Source organism: Pseudomonas triclosanedens, assembly GCF_026686735.1.
Classification (GTDB): domain Bacteria; phylum Pseudomonadota; class Gammaproteobacteria; order Pseudomonadales; family Pseudomonadaceae; genus Pseudomonas; species Pseudomonas triclosanedens.
Genome location: NZ_CP113432.1, coordinates 3,382,389 through 3,396,329, shown reverse-complemented (window position 1 = coordinate 3,396,329; position 13,941 = coordinate 3,382,389). Strand labels below are relative to the sequence as shown.

Sequence of the window (13,941 nt, the reverse complement as noted above, 5' to 3'; positions counted from 1 at the left end):
AGCGCAGCGATACCCATCGATCGCTGGCGACCCTGGCGATGGGGATCGCAGGTTCCACCCATCCTGCCCAGCCCATGTGCCAGCATGGCCGCTCCGCGCGTGCCCGCATGCACGGCATCCGCGTTATCAATCCCGCGCCCATTTCCCTATGCTCGGCCGACAAGCATTCCAATACGTTCAGGAGACCTTCGCATGCGCGACCAGCTCTATATCGATGGCCAATGGCAGGCACCCACTGATGGCCGCCGTTTCGAGGTCTACGAGCCCTCCAGCGAATCGGTGCTGACCGAAGTGGCCGCTGCCACCGGCCAGGACATCGACCGTGCCGTGCAGGCCGCGCGCCGCGCCTTCGATGAAGGCGAATGGGGGCGCAGCACCGGCAAGGAGCGCGCCGGCTACCTGCGCGCCATCGCCGACAACCTGCGTGGCCGCCGCGAGGACCTGGCCCGCCTGGAAGTGCAGGACAACGGCAAGCCGTTGCCCGAGGCGCAGTGGGATATCGACGATGCCATCGGTTGCTTCGACTACTACGCCGACCTGGCCGAAGGGCTGAATGACGACGGTGAAGTGGTTGCGCTGCCCGACGAGCGTTTCGCCTGCCGCGTACTGCGCGAGCCGGTGGGCGTGGCCGGGCAGATCATCCCGTGGAACTACCCGCTGCTGATGGCTTCCTGGAAGGTCGCGCCGGCCCTGGCCGCGGGTTGCACCGCCGTGCTCAAGCCTTCCGAACTGACCCCGCTGACCTCCCTCGAACTGGCCGCCGCGGCGGATGCCGCAGGCTTGCCCAAGGGCGTGCTCAACGTGGTGACCGGCCTTGGCCGCGATGCCGGCTCGCCGCTCTCGGCGCATCCGGGCGTGGACAAGCTGGCCTTCACCGGCAGCGTGCCGACCGGGCGCGCGATCATGCAGGCGGCTGCCCAGGACATCAAGAACGTCAGCCTGGAACTGGGCGGAAAGTCGGCCTTCATCGTCTTCGACGACGCCGATATCGAGGCAGCGGTGGAGTGGATCCTGTTCGGTATCTTCTGGAACCAGGGCCAGGTATGCAGCGCCACTTCGCGCCTGCTGGTGCAGGATGGCCTGCATGACCGGTTGATCGAGCGCCTGGTGGAAGAAACCCGCCGCATCACCATCGGCAACGGCCTGCAGCCGGGCGTGCTGCTCGGCCCGCTGGTCAGTGCCGGTCAACATGCCAAGGTGCTGCAGGCCATCGAGGCTGGCGTGCGCGACGGCGCGAAACTGGCTACCGGAGGCAAGCGCCCGGCGCATCTGGACAAGGGCTGGTTCGTCGAGCCCACGGTGTTCCTCGACGCGCCGCTGGACAGCGCTGTCTGGCGCGAAGAAATCTTCGGCCCGGTGCTTGCCGTGCGCCGATTCAAGGACGAGGCCGAAGCCGTGCGCCTGGCCAACGACAGCCAGTTCGGCCTGGCGGCAGCGGTGATGTCGGTCGACCCGGCGCGCTGCCGGCGCGTGAGCCGTGCCCTGCGTGCCGGCATCGTGTGGGTCAACTGCTCGCAGCCGACCTTCACCCAGGCGCCCTGGGGCGGTTACAAGCAGAGCGGCATCGGCCGCGAATTGGGTGTCTGGGGCCTGGACAACTACCTGGAGACCAAGCAGGTCACCGAGTACCTCAGCGACCGGCCCTGGGGGTGGTACATCAAGTGATGTCGCAGGGGGATAACCTGTTCCAGGCTATTCCCCTACGGCTGCTGGCCGGCTTCTTCCTGGGACCGATCCCGGCCTTCCTCGCCGAGCAGCTCCCGCGCGCGATGCGCTATTCGGGGATTTCCTTCAGCTACCAGGTCGGCGCGGCGCTGGGCACGGCATCGAGCATTGCCACCGCCATCCTCATCGCCACCGGTCGCAATCCGTCCGGCGTAGCGCTGTATGGCGCGGCGGCGCCGTGCCGGTGCAGGCTATCAACTGACTGCGCGCGCTCTGGTGCCCGGTATCAGGCCGAGCACCAGAGCGCAGCCGACCAGGATGATCAGTGCGCCCACACCCTGCATCAGCGAAAGGCTTTCGCCCAGCACCAGCGCGCCGACCAGCACGGCGACCACAGTGACGACGAACTCCACGCTGATGGTTCGGGTGGCGCCGATGCGCGCGACGAGCTGGAAGTAGACGACGTAGTTCACTGCGCTGAGCACGCAGCCGCAGAGCAGCAGGAAGAGGAAGTCGACCGGCTCTGGCATACCGGGCACCGGCACCCAGATCAGTAGCGGCAGCGTCAGCAGCCCGCCGATCAGGAAGGCGCCGCAGGTCACTTCCCAGGGGCCGGCGGTACGCAGCTTCAGACTGGCGTAGTTGCTGCCGAAAGCCGCGCAGATCGCACCGAACACCGAGGCCGCGCTGCCGAGGATGAATTCGTGGGTGATCGGCACCGCCGGAAAACCCACCAGCAGCACCATGCCGCAGAAGCCCAGCACCAAGCCGCCCAGGCCGCTCCAGGTGATGCGCTCCAGGCCCCAGAGGCGGCCGATGAGCATGGAGAACAGCGGAATGCCGGCGACGAAGATCGCTGCCATCGCGGTGCCGATGCGCGGAGTGGCATACGTCATGCCGATCAGTTGGCCTGCCACCGTCGTGGCGCCCACCACGCACAGCGGCTTCCACAGCCCTTCGAAATTCAGCCTGCGTCCGGATAGCCTGGCCACCGCGAACAGCGTGAAGCTGGCGATCAGTGCACGGAAGCTGACCGCGCCGACCCAGCCGAACCCGGCGATGGCCTTGAGCAGCACGAGAAAGGACAGCCCCCAGCCGATCGCAAGGAACAGGTAGGCGGCAAAGTCGCGCGGTTGCATACGGCTCCCGGGGTGCAAGGCAAGAAAGTAGGCCACCGGATCGCGGCGGCAAGCACGGTTATCTTGCCGGGCGCCCGCAAGGCTTGGGAAGGTCTCGTGCCGCAGCTTTTTCCATCGCAGTGCCGGCGAGTGCCGAGGCGGCACTCGGGGTGGCCGCCGGGTTGTCCCCCATTGCCCCCTTGTTGGCCGCCAATGCCCTTAGTGGCGGGCGGCGCCTGGCTTAACGTCGCTCTACCCATGCCAACAATAATCCGCGCCCGTCTTCCCGGTGCGGTAGAAAAGGGGAGCATCATGCTGAAACCCGCAACACCGCTGCTGCCGGCTGCCGTGCTGGCGGTGGCCGCGCTGCTCGGCGGCTGTGGCGAGGACGCGCCGCCAGCCAGCACCCGCAACACCGCCGCCCTGGCCCCCAGCGATCCCGCCCTGGCGAAGATCTACGACAGCAGTTGCAAGCTGTGCCACGCCAACCCGGCTTCCGGGGCGCCGCAGACCGGCGATGCCAAGGCCTGGCAGCCACGGCTCGCCCAGGGTGGCGATAGCCTGCTGGATCACAGCATCAACGGCTACAAGGGCATGCCGCCGATGGGGATGTGCATGCAGTGCTCGGAGGACGAGTTCCTCGCCCTGATTTCCTTCATGTCCGGCCAGCAGGTCCGATAACCGGGGGGCTCGTTCGATGTCCATTCATCTCACCCGTCGCCAACTGCTGTGGCGTGCCGGCGTTGCCGGCGCCTTCGCGGCGTTTTCCGGTCATGCGCTGGCGGCCGAACCGGCTCGCGCCCCGCGCCTGATTCCCTGGCGCAACTGGTCCGGCGGGCAGAGCTGCCTGCCGCTGGCGCGCCTTGCGCCACAGAGCCTGGACGAGCTGGTCCAGATCATCCGCCAGGCCCAGGGCAAGGTCCGCCCGGTCGGCTCGGCCCACTCCTTCAGCGCCCTGGTGCCCACCGACGGCACGCTGGTTTCCCTCGCCTACTTCAACGGTCTGCTCGGACACGATGCCAGTACCTTGCAGGCGGAATTCGCCGCCGGCACGCCGATGTCGCTCATGGGGGCGGCGCTCAAGGAGGTAGGCCAGGCCCTGCCGAACATGGCCGATATCGATTACCAGACCCTGGCCGGGGCGATTTCCACCTCGACCCACGGCACAGGAGTCGGCTTCGGCTCCTATTCGTCCACCGTCACCGGCCTGCAACTGGTGACAGCCAGCGGCGAGGTTCTGGACTGCGACGCCCGGCGGCATCCCGAGGTGTTCAACGCCGCGCGGGTTTCCCTGGGCGCCCTGGGCGTCGCCACCCGGGTGCGAATGCAGAACCGCGCGGCCTACCGCCTGCGCGAGAAACAGTGGGTGGCCAGCACCGAGGAGTTGCTGGAGGACGTGGAGAAGAACACCCGCGAGAACCAGCATTGGGAGATGCAGGTGATCACCCATTCCGACTACGCGCTGTCCATCGCGCTCAACGAGACCACTGACCCGGCCACTCCGCCGCAGGACCCGGCCAAGGAGGGGGGCAACGAGTTCGTCGGCCTGATCGAGAACCTCGATAAGTACGGCAGCGACTTCCCGGCCGCGCGCAGCTTCCTGCTCAACAGCCTGCGCCACATCGCCAGCTTCGACGACCGCGTGGACGACTCCTACGAGATCTACGCCAACGTGCGCAACGTACGTTTCAACGAGATGGAATATTCGGTCCCGGCCGAGCACGGTCCGGCCTGCCTGCGGGAAATCCTCAAGCTGATCAACGACCGGGACCTGCGCACCTGGTTTCCCATCGAGTACCGCTACGTGAAGGCCGACGACATTCCGCTGAGCATGTTCGAGGGGCGCGACAGTTGCTCCATCTCCGTGCACCAGCACTACAGCATGGACCACCACAACTTCTTCGCCGCCGTCGAGCCGATCTTCTGGAAATACGCGGGGCGGCCTCACTGGGGCAAGCTGCACACGCTGAATGCGCGGGCGCTGCAACCTTTGTATCCGCGCTGGAAGGAGTTCACCGAAGTACGCCAGGCGCTGGACCCGCAGGGCAAGTTCCTCAATGCCCACCTGTCCTCGATCCTGGGCGTGGCCTGACAAGGAAGGAGAATCCATGAAACGACGCAATTTCATCGTCGGTGCGGCCGGGGCGGGCGTGCTGCTGGCGGGGGCGGGAGCCTGGCTGCGGCCATCGGATAACGGCGCCCCGTATGACGAATACTTTGCCCGGCTCAACCGCGAAATGCGCGAGCACGGCCCGATGCGCCCGGTCATGCTGATCGACCTGGACCGCCTGGACCACAACGTCGATGTGGTGATGCGGTCGGTGCGCCGCACCGGCAAGCACCTGCGTCTGGTGGAGAAGTCGCTGCCGTCGCCGCAACTGCTCGACTACATCGCCAGGCGCGCGGGCACCCGGCGGATGATGTCGTTCCACCAGCCATTCCTCAATCATGATGCCGAGCGCTTTACCGATGCCGACCTGCTGCTGGGCAAGCCGCTGCCGGTACGTTCCGCGCAGGAGTTCTATGCGAACCATCGCGGCGCGTTCGACCCGAGCGCTCAACTGCAATGGCTGCTGGATACGCCCGAGCGCCTGCAGCAATATCTGGAGCTGGCCAGGGCACTCAACACCCGGCTGCGGATCAACATCGAGCTGGACGTCGGGCTGCACCGCGGTGGCGTGGCGGACCACGCGACCCTCGGGCAGATGCTCGCATTGATCGGCGCCAACCCGCAGCACCTGGAATTCGCCGGCTTCATGGGTTACGACCCCTTCGTCGGCATGGGCGTGCCCGGCATCCTCGGCTCGCCGGAAGAACTCTTCGCCAAGGTCATGAAGCTCTACGACGGTTTCGTCGACTACGCCCGCACCCAGCATGCGCCGTTGTGGAAGCCGGGCCTGACGCTCAATACCGCCGGCAGCCCGAGCTACAGGATGCACGAGAACGAGCGCACCAGCACCGAGGTTTCGGTAGGGTCGGCGCTGGTCAAGCCGACTCACTACGACCTGCCGTCGCTGATGGATCACCAGAGCGCGGCCTTCATTGCCACGCCGGTGCTCAAGAGCACCGGCGCGGTGCGGATGCCGGCGCTGGACGAAAAGTCCGCGCTGTTCTCCTGGTGGGACCCGAACCTGCGCGAGACCTTCTTCGTCTACGGCGGCAACTGGATGGCCGAGCCCGAGTCGCCCCGGGGGCTGCAATTCAACGGGCTGTACGGGCGCAGCTCGAACCAGGAAATGATCAACGGCTCCCATGCCGTCGGCCTGGGCGTGGACGACCAGGTATTCCTGCGGCCCACGCAGTCCGAGTCGATCTTCCTGCAGTTCGGTGACCTGCTGGCGGTGCGCGAGGGACGAATCGTCGAACACTGGCCGGTCTACACCTGAGTTCCGGCTCATCCAGATGAAGAAACCCGGGCCTGCGACCTGGGTTTTTTTCTGTCCGCAACTGCGCGCCAGTGCTGACGGCGCCGGTCCGCCGAGGCTTGCCGGGAGTCTGTAATATTCTGTTACGCTCGTTCTTGGGATGCGCGCGAACACGCTATGATGGCGCCGCCGCGCACTGGCTCCCACAAAACAAGAACGTCAGGCGCTCCAGTTCGAGAACAGCTCCCATGCCCAGTACTCCCATCGACGCGCAGTTCGACCTGGCCCTGGTTTCGCCTTTCCTGTTGCAGACCCTTGCCGAGGTCGCCGGCGACAAGGGCGTGAGTGGCGAGCGCCTGTGCCGCGGGCTCGGCTTTACCGTCGAAGAATTGCAGGACCCGGCCCAGCGTATCTCCTACCGCCAGGCTGCGAGCATGATTCAACGGGCCCTGGAGGCTTTGCCGGAGCGCGGCCTCGGCCTGTGGGTCGGCCATCGCAATGTGCTCGGTACGCTCGGCCTGCTCGGGCACGTGCTGTCGCTGTGCAAGACCCTGCGCGATGCCTTCGAGACCGGCCGGCGCTTCCAGCACACCACCGGTGGCATCGCGGTCTGCAACCTGCTCGAAGGCCCCGACGAGAGCTTCGTCGAAGTCGAATGCCGGTTGCCACATGCGGACATCCAGAGGTTCGCGGTGGAGGAGTTCTTCGCCAGCCTGCTGGTGTACAACCGCGCACTGATCGGCACTGCGTTCGAGCCCCTGCGTTTCGAGTTCACACATGCCGCGCCGAGCTACGAGGCAGAATACAGGCGCCTGCTCGGGCCGAACCTGCACTTCGGCTGCCTGCACAACCGCATGGTGATCGCCAGTCATTGCCTGGACCTGCCGTTGCCTGGCCACCAGCCCGTCGCCCTGCGCCAGGCGCTCAACCTGCTGGAAGCCGAGAGTGCCCAGGCGCGACAACAGATGGACCTGCTGGAATCGGTGGAGCGCGCCATCCTCCGCGACCTGTCGCTGGGCAGCCACATCGACAAGGTTGCCGCCGGCCTCAACATGAGCAGCCGTACCTTGCGTCGGCGCCTGGGCGAACACGGCATGACCTTCGAGGCCCTGCAGGACCAGGTGCGCCGGACGCGTGCCATGAGTCTGCTGAACAATCCGGACATGCCTCTGGAACGCATCGCCGAGGCCCTTGGCTACAGCGATGTGCGCGGCTTTCGCCGAGCCTTCAAGCGCTGGACCGGCCAGAGTCCGTCCGCCTGCCGCGACGAGGCGGTGGCTTCGGCTCAAGGGTAGGGACCGAGCAACGATCAGTCGGCGCAGATGCCGAGAATCGCTCGTGCTGCCGTCTCGGTTCCGCGCGAGGCCTGCATCGTTTCGCGCGCGGCGGCCAGGCGCTGGTGCATGGCATTGTCGGCGAGCAGTTCGGCGAGAGCCCGGGGGAGTGCTGCCAGTGGGTCTTCGAAGCGCGGCAGGTAGCGCGCCACGCCGACTTCCTCGGCGCGCCGGGCGTTGTCGTGGCCGTCCCAGCAATAAGGGATGATCACCGACGGCAAGCCGTAGTAGAGCGCTTCGCAGAAGCTGTTGTTGCCGCCGTGGTGGATGAACAGCTGGCATTCGCGCAGCACCGCAGGTTGCGGGAACCAGCTATCGAGGTAGACGTTGTCCGGTACTGTGCCGTAGTGCTCGCGGTAGGCGCCGACGTTGATCAGGAAACGGTAGGGCAGCAGTGCCACGGCGTCGATCAGGCGCTGCATCATTGCCACGTCGGCCGCGCCAAGGCTGCCGAAGCTCACGTAGATCAGCGGCGCATCGTCATGGCGGGGGAATTGTGGCGGCACATAGGGCGCCTCGCTGCGGACGCAGCCGTCGAGGTACAGGTAGCGTTCGGCCGGCAGCGGCTTCTCGCGCCTGTAGCGCACCGGCGTCGGCGACAGCAGCAGGTTGAGCCAGGGCGAGTCTTCGAGGAACTGGCCGGGGGGCAGGGCGGGGTGGCCGCATTCGGCGAGGAAGCGGGCGAAGCGCTCGTGCGCCGGCTTCGTCGCTTGCAGATAGCGCTCGCGGTAGGTTGCGCAGGCCTGTCCATCGCTGCTGCTGGCACCGGAAAGATAGGGTGGCACGGCGGCGTCGGGCAGCTCGGTTTCCGCACAGGAGACCATGCGCACCCAGGGGCAGCCGGCGGCTGCGATGGCCGGGAAGGTGACGACGTTGTCCAGCACGATGGCGTCCGGCTTCAACCGTGCGAGCAGTTGCTGCAGCGGCTTCTCCGACTCGATGGCGGTGTCGATGATGGCGTCCCAGGCCGGCGCCACGTAGCTGTCGATCTGTTCCAGCGGTGTCTGGTCGAAGTAGGGAACGTTGCGCTCGATGAAGCGCTCCCAGTAGTGCTGGTGCTCGGCGGCGGATAGCGGCGAGTCCAGTTGCAGCGGGTATTCGGCGAAGCCGTACTCGGCGAAGATGCCCTGGAAGTGCGAGTGGCAGATGAACACCGGACGCGCCCCGAGCTCGCGCAGCGCCTGGGCGATGCCGATGCAGTTGAGCGCGGCGCCGAAGCTGGCTTCGGGGAAGAAGGCGATGGTTTTGGTTCTTGGCTTCATAGACGCGTCCACGGTGCTACTGGTGGGGTACTGCTTGAAACTGATAGTGCATTTTTTCGCTAAAAAAAACACCGAAGATGAAAAATAATCACCGACGGGGTCCGGCTGGCGACTGTGGAATCCCGCGGTTGGCGGTCTGCGGCCGCTGTGCTGACGACAGCCGCAGGTGCAGGCGCATCAGGTCGGCGGCGATTTCCACTTGGCCGCGCTCGATCTGCTCGATGATCCGCAGGTGTTCGCGCAGGGCTTCCTGCAGGCGGTGCACGCTGACCATCGGCAGCAGGTTGGGCAGGCGGCGCAGGCGTTGGTGCTGGAGCAGTGCGTCGCCGACGAAGCGGTTGCCGCAACCCTGGGCGATCAGTTCGTGGAAGCTGATGTCCAGCTCGCGGAACTGCACGATATCGAAGCGTTCGATAGGCGCGGCGAGCAGTTCCTCCATTGCCCCGCGCAGTAGCGCCAGGCGCGCCAGGTCGGGGTCGAAGCCGGGGGCGAGCAGGGCCTCGGGTTCGAGGATCAACCGGTAGCGCAGGCTGTCTTCCAGCGCCGCGAGGTTGTTCAGCAGCGGGCGGAACGACCAGCTCTGCCCGGCGCCGCGCTCCAGCACCTGGTCTTCGCTCAGTTGCGTCAGCACCTTCTGTGCGGCTGCCCGGCCGATGTCGTAGCGGCGCATCAGTTCACTGGCGCTGAGGCTGTTGCCCAGGCGGCCGGCCATGCGGTCGCGCAGCACCGAGGCGGCCAGCTCCTCCTCCTCGGCCTGGGGCAAGGCAGAGCCGAGCACCTGTGCCGAAGGGTCGGCGCAAAGGCGATAGCCCTTGCCCGGCTCGTGGGCTGCCAGGCGCTGTTCCAGCAGCAGGTCGAGGCTGGCGCGGATCAGCGTGCGCGACACGCCGAAGTTGCGCGCCAGTTGCTGTTCGGACAGCGCATCGCCATCGCCCAGGCCAGTGTCCTGCGCATGCTCGATGATCCGCCGGGCCAGTTCCAGGTGGTTGGTGCGCGGTTTTTTTTCGGTGTCCTTGCTCAAGCCGTTCTCTCTCCGACAGGGCTTTGGGCGGTGCGAGCCCCTTATGCCACAGGGAAGGTGGTGCAACAAGAATGCAAGAAAGTATTGACTTCGCCAGTTGTTCGGTTTTTATTTTTAAAAAAAGACATGTAGTTCGCTTTTCGTTCCGCTGCCGTCGACACAACAACAACCAATCGTCAGGTGCGCAAGATGAAGCTGAAGACCATGCTCTACGCGGGGGCTACCCTCGCGCTCACGCTGTCCGCCACCACCGCCAGCGCCAAGGATCTGGTGATCTCCATCTGGGACGGCTACATGGCCCCGGATGCCCTGGAGAAGTTCCAGAAGGCCACCGGCCTCGAAGCCGACAAGTCCCTCCACGCCACCAACGAAGAGATCATGGGCAAGCTCATGGCCTCCGGCGGCGACGGCTACGACGTGGTGTTCGTTTCCTCGCCTTTCGCCGAGATCCTGCACAAGCAGGGCCTGCTCGCCGAGATCGATCCGGCCAAGGTGCCGAACCTCAAGAATCTCTATCCCGAAGCGCAGAAGCTCGAATACGACCCGGGCAACCACTTCTCCGTGCCCTACACTTGGGGCACCACCGGCATCTGCTATCGCTCGGACAAGGTCAGCCCCGCGCCGGCCAGTTGGAGTGACCTGCTCAAGCCTTCCGATGCCCTCAAGGGCAAGACCACCATGCTGGCCACCGACCGCTGGCTGCTGGGCGCGGGCTTCCTCGCCAACGGCTGGTCGGTGAACGACGGCAACCCGGAGCAGATCAGTGCGGTGCGCGACCAGTTGATCGCCACCAAGAAGCGCCTGCTGTCCTTCGACGACACTACTTTCTACTCCAAGCTGGCCTCCGGCGAGGCGCTGATGGCCCATGCCTGGGACGGCTGGTGCAACTACGGCACGCAGGCCAACGAAGCGATCAAGTTCGTCGTGCCGAAGGAGGGCTCCGACCTCTGGGTGGACACGATGGTGGTGCTCAAGAGTTCGAAGAACCCCGAGGCGGCCTATCGCTTCATCAACTACATGCTCGAACCGGCCAACCATGCGTGGGTCGCGGAGAACATCCTCTACAAGGTGCCCAACCAGGCGGCGATGGCGACCTTGAAGCCCGACCTGCTGGCCAAGTACCCGAACCTCACCACCACGCCGGCAGAACTGGTCAAGCAACAGCAGTTGCGTGATGTGGGCGGCGAGACGCAGAAGGCCTACACCCGCGCCGTGACCGAGATCATGGCTGCGCAATAGGGCCGGCTGCGCCTGGGCGTGCTGCGCTGAGAACAAGCATGGGCCTGCCCGTTCGGCGGCCTGGATTCCGTGTCCGCGCTTGTTCTTGCTTTGCCGTGCCCTGGCTCGCCCCGCAATTTCACTGCATCCAATCACCCTGAAGCACCCCGCCTGAGCGGGGTTGGGGGAGTCACGCATGACCGCTTTGTCCGCCGACCGAAGACTGTCGGCCTGGCTGCTCGCGCCCGGCCTGGGATGGCTGGCCCTGTTCCTGTTGCTGCCGTGCCTGCTGGTGCTGGTCTACAGCTTTCTCGAACGTGGCGCCTATGGTGGCATCGATTACGTATTCACCTGGGAAAACTACCGCCGCGCGGTGGACCCGCTGTACCTGGATATCCTGCTGCGTTCGGCGAAGATCGCCGGCCTCGCCACCCTCTATGCGGTGCTGATCGGCTATCCGGCGGCCTATGCCATCACCCGCGCCACGCCGCGCAGGCAGGCGGTGTACCTGTTCCTGGTGATGCTGCCGTTCTGGAGCAACTACCTGATCCGCACCTACGCCTGGATCGTCCTGCTCAATCGCGAGGGGCTGCTCAACCGCCTGTTCAGCCTGGTGGGGTACAGCGGCGAGCCGATCAGCCTGCTGTACACCGATGCGACCGTGGTGCTCGGGCTGGTCTACAACTACATCCCCTTCGTCATCCTCGCCATCTACAGCTCGCTGTCGCGCATCGACAACGAGCTGTGGGAAGCCTCGCGGGACCTCGGCGCGTCCGGCTGGACCACCTTCCGCCGGGTGATCCTGCCGCTGTCGGTGCCCGGCGTCGCGGCGGGCGCGGTGTTCGTCTTCGTGCTGTCGATCGGCAACTTCATCACCGCCGATCTGCTCGGCGGCAAGCAGGTGCAGATGGTCGGCAACCTGATCTACGCGCAGTTTCTCACCGCGCGAGACTGGCCGTTCGGCGCGGCGCTGAGCTTCTTCCTGATCGGCATCATGATGCTGCTGCTGTTCATCCAGGCCCTGGTATCGCGCCGGGCCCAGGGCGCGGAGGGCGAACGCCATGCGTAACCATTCAGGCTTCGCCCTCGGCGCGCACCTGTGGCTGGTGTATGCCTTCCTCTATGTGCCGATCCTGGTGCTGATCCTGCTGTCGTTCAATGCCAGCGGGCTGCCCACCGCCTGGGGCGGTGCGTCGCTCAAGTGGTACGGCAAGCTGTTGGCCAATGCTTCGATCCAGCATGCGGCGCTCAATACGCTGATCGTCGCGCTGACCTCCACCTTCATCGCCTGCCTGCTCGGCACATTGCTCGCCCTGGGCGTGGAGATGCGCGCGCGCAACAATTCAGCCAGGAAGGGCGCGAACCTCGCCGATACCCTGCTGATGGCGCCGATGATCATTCCCGACATCGTCCTGGCCATCGCGCTGCTGAGTTTCTTCAACCTGCTGAAGATGAGCCTGGGGCTGCACTCGGTCATCCTGAGCCATGTCGTGTTCAACATCGCCTTCGTCTGCGCGGTGGTGCGCACGCGTCTCAAGCACTTCGACTATTCGATCCTCGAAGCATCCATCGACCTCGGCGCCGGCTGGTTCACCACCGCGCGGCGGGTGCTGCTCCCGGCGATCTTCCCCGGCGTGCTGGCCGGCGGGTTGCTGGCGTTCACCCTGTCGGTGGACGAATTCATCATCGCCTTCTTCAACGCCGGCTCCGGCAGCGCATCCACCACGCTGCCGATGCAGATCTACTCGATGATCCGCTTCGGCGTGACTCCCGAAATCAACGCCCTCGCCACCCTGGTGATGCTGGTCAGCTTCACCGCGCTGTTCGCCTCCCAACGTCTGAACAAGGTGCCCAAAGCCCATGACTAAGTCTTCCGACCTGCTGGTGCTGGATCAGGTCAGCAAATCCTATGGCGAAGGCCTGACCGCGGTGGACCAGGTTTCCCTGGCGATTCGCGAGAATGAGTTCTTCGCGCTGCTGGGGCCGTCGGGATGCGGCAAGACCACCCTGATGCGGATGATCGCCGGCTTCGAGACCCCCAGCGCCGGCTGCATCTACCTGGATGGCCGGGACATCTCGCCACTGCCGCCGAACAAACGGCCGCTGAACCTGATGTTCCAGTCCTATGCGCTGTTCCCCAACATGACGGTGCGCGGCAACATCGCCTACGGCCTGGAGATGGAAAAACTGCCCGCCGGCGAAATCCGCCAGCGCGTCGACGCGGTGCTGGAAACCGCGCAGCTCGGGCAACTGGCCAACCGTCGCCCGGACCAGCTTTCCGGCGGCCAGCGCCAGCGCGTGGCCCTGGCCCGCGCGCTGGTAAAGCGCCCGCGCGTACTGCTGCTGGACGAGCCGCTCGGCGCGCTGGACAAGAAGCTGCGCGAGAAGATGCAGCTTGAGCTCAAGCGCCTGCAGCACGAAAGCGGTATCACCTTCATCATGGTCACCCACGACCAGGAGGAAGCGCTGGTCATGTCCGACCGCATGGCCGTGCTGCGCGACGGCAAGGTCTGCCAGTGCGGCAGCCCCGGCGAGTTGTACGAATATCCCGGCAGCCGCTTCGTCGCCGACTTCATCGGCGTCAGCAACCTGATCGAGGGTCGCCGCGTGGGCACCGGGCGGTTGCAGGCCGGCGACCAGTTACTGGCCATCGAGACCACCGCCGAAGCCGGCCCGGAGAACGTCACCCTGGCCCTGCGCCCGGAACGCCTGCGGGTGCTCACCGACGCCACGCCGGCCTGCGACAACCAGATCCGCGGCGAGGTGGCGGAAGTCGCCTACCACGGCCTGGACACCAACCTGCACGTCAACACGGCGCTGTCCAGCAAGCCGCTGATCGTCCGCGTGCCTTCATCCGACTACGACTACCTACGCCTCGCCGCCGGCATGCCGGTGCAACTGGGCTGGGATGCGCGGCATGCCCGCGTGCTGACTCACTGATTGCCTACAACAAGATCG

The 13,941-nt window shown here is 65.8% G+C and carries 12 protein-coding genes and 1 pseudogene; 10 read left to right on the top strand and 3 right to left on the bottom strand.

The window, feature by feature from the left end:
• Positions 1-192: 192 nt before the first annotated feature.
• Both OU419_RS15520 and OU419_RS15515 read left to right on the top strand, forming a co-directional pair.
• Positions 193-1,665 carry an aldehyde dehydrogenase family protein gene (locus tag OU419_RS15520; RefSeq protein WP_254474014.1) on the top strand — a complete coding sequence of 491 codons (1,473 nt, stop codon included), beginning with the start codon at positions 193-195 and terminating at the stop codon, positions 1,663-1,665.
• 56 nt (positions 1,666-1,721) lie between these two features.
• A pseudogene (locus OU419_RS15515) lies at positions 1,722-1,901 on the top strand (MFS transporter); the annotation flags it as partial.
• 18 nt (positions 1,902-1,919) lie between these two features.
• On the opposite strand, the gene OU419_RS15510 reads toward OU419_RS15515, so the two are convergent.
• Positions 1,920-2,804: a DMT family transporter gene (locus OU419_RS15510; protein WP_254474016.1), complete on the bottom strand. Its 885-nt coding sequence runs from the start codon at positions 2,802-2,804 to the stop codon at positions 1,920-1,922.
• Positions 2,805-3,095: 291 nt separating this feature from the next.
• Here OU419_RS15510 and OU419_RS15505 point away from each other — a divergent pair, with 291 nt between their 5' ends.
• The 4 genes from OU419_RS15505 (at position 3,096) to OU419_RS15490 (ending at position 7,443) form a co-directional block, all read left to right on the top strand.
• A complete protein-coding gene (locus tag OU419_RS15505; protein ID WP_254474018.1) occupies positions 3,096-3,464 on the top strand; it encodes a c-type cytochrome in 369 nt (122 codons plus the stop codon).
• A 16-nt stretch (positions 3,465-3,480) separates the two neighbouring features.
• The gene (locus OU419_RS15500; RefSeq protein WP_254474020.1) at positions 3,481-4,875 is read left to right on the top strand and encodes a D-arabinono-1,4-lactone oxidase; all 1,395 of its coding nucleotides are present in this window, start codon (positions 3,481-3,483) and stop codon (positions 4,873-4,875) included.
• A gap of 85 nt (positions 4,876-4,960) precedes the next feature.
• A complete protein-coding gene (locus OU419_RS15495) occupies positions 4,961-6,169 on the top strand; it encodes a DSD1 family PLP-dependent enzyme (RefSeq protein WP_254474111.1) in 1,209 nt (402 codons plus the stop codon).
• A 227-nt stretch (positions 6,170-6,396) separates the two neighbouring features.
• Positions 6,397-7,443, top strand: a complete 1,047-nt coding sequence (locus tag OU419_RS15490) for an AraC family transcriptional regulator (protein WP_254474022.1) — start codon at positions 6,397-6,399, stop codon at positions 7,441-7,443.
• Positions 7,444-7,457: 14 nt separating this feature from the next.
• Here the strand turns inward: OU419_RS15490 and OU419_RS15485 are convergent, their stop codons facing one another.
• Together OU419_RS15485 and OU419_RS15480 are read right to left on the bottom strand one after the other, a co-directional pair.
• Complete coding sequence (locus OU419_RS15485) at positions 7,458-8,744, bottom strand: glycosyltransferase (protein ID WP_254474024.1); 1,287 nt, start codon at positions 8,742-8,744, stop codon at positions 7,458-7,460.
• 88 nt (positions 8,745-8,832) lie between these two features.
• A complete protein-coding gene (locus tag OU419_RS15480; RefSeq protein ID WP_254474026.1) occupies positions 8,833-9,765 on the bottom strand; it encodes a GntR family transcriptional regulator in 933 nt (310 codons plus the stop codon).
• Between the two features lie 189 nt (positions 9,766-9,954).
• Here OU419_RS15480 and OU419_RS15475 point away from each other — a divergent pair, with 189 nt between their 5' ends.
• The 4 genes from OU419_RS15475 (at position 9,955) to OU419_RS15460 (ending at position 13,923) form a co-directional block, all read left to right on the top strand.
• Complete coding sequence (locus OU419_RS15475) at positions 9,955-11,004, top strand: polyamine ABC transporter substrate-binding protein (protein WP_254474028.1); 1,050 nt, start codon at positions 9,955-9,957, stop codon at positions 11,002-11,004.
• A gap of 175 nt (positions 11,005-11,179) precedes the next feature.
• Positions 11,180-12,052, top strand: a complete 873-nt coding sequence (locus OU419_RS15470) for an ABC transporter permease (protein ID WP_254474030.1) — start codon at positions 11,180-11,182, stop codon at positions 12,050-12,052.
• Positions 12,045-12,851 (top strand): ABC transporter permease, encoded by an 807-nt coding sequence (locus OU419_RS15465; protein ID WP_254474031.1) that lies wholly within the window; start codon positions 12,045-12,047, stop codon positions 12,849-12,851. Before OU419_RS15470 ends, OU419_RS15465 begins: the two co-directional genes overlap by 8 nt.
• Positions 12,844-13,923, top strand: a complete 1,080-nt coding sequence (locus OU419_RS15460) for an ABC transporter ATP-binding protein (RefSeq protein WP_254474032.1) — start codon at positions 12,844-12,846, stop codon at positions 13,921-13,923. Before OU419_RS15465 ends, OU419_RS15460 begins: the two co-directional genes overlap by 8 nt.
• The last annotated feature ends 18 nt before the right edge of the window (positions 13,924-13,941 follow it).

Excerpts from the sequence above, each read along its gene's own strand:
- OU419_RS15485 (WP_254474024.1), bottom strand. The coding sequence starts at position 8,744 with ATGAAGCCAAGAACCAAAACCATCGCCTTCTTCCCCGAAGCCAGCTTC.
- OU419_RS15510 (WP_254474016.1), bottom strand. The coding sequence starts at position 2,804 with ATGCAACCGCGCGACTTTGCCGCCTACCTGTTCCTTGCGATCGGCTGG.
- OU419_RS15460 (WP_254474032.1), top strand. The coding sequence starts at position 12,844 with ATGACTAAGTCTTCCGACCTGCTGGTGCTGGATCAGGTCAGCAAATCC.
- OU419_RS15505 (WP_254474018.1), top strand. The coding sequence starts at position 3,096 with ATGCTGAAACCCGCAACACCGCTGCTGCCGGCTGCCGTGCTGGCGGTG.
- OU419_RS15490 (WP_254474022.1), top strand. The coding sequence starts at position 6,397 with ATGCCCAGTACTCCCATCGACGCGCAGTTCGACCTGGCCCTGGTTTCG.
- OU419_RS15520 (WP_254474014.1), top strand. The coding sequence starts at position 193 with ATGCGCGACCAGCTCTATATCGATGGCCAATGGCAGGCACCCACTGAT.
- OU419_RS15465 (WP_254474031.1), top strand. The coding sequence starts at position 12,045 with ATGCGTAACCATTCAGGCTTCGCCCTCGGCGCGCACCTGTGGCTGGTG.
- OU419_RS15500 (WP_254474020.1), top strand. The coding sequence starts at position 3,481 with ATGTCCATTCATCTCACCCGTCGCCAACTGCTGTGGCGTGCCGGCGTT.
- OU419_RS15475 (WP_254474028.1), top strand. The coding sequence starts at position 9,955 with ATGAAGCTGAAGACCATGCTCTACGCGGGGGCTACCCTCGCGCTCACG.
- OU419_RS15470 (WP_254474030.1), top strand. The coding sequence starts at position 11,180 with ATGACCGCTTTGTCCGCCGACCGAAGACTGTCGGCCTGGCTGCTCGCG.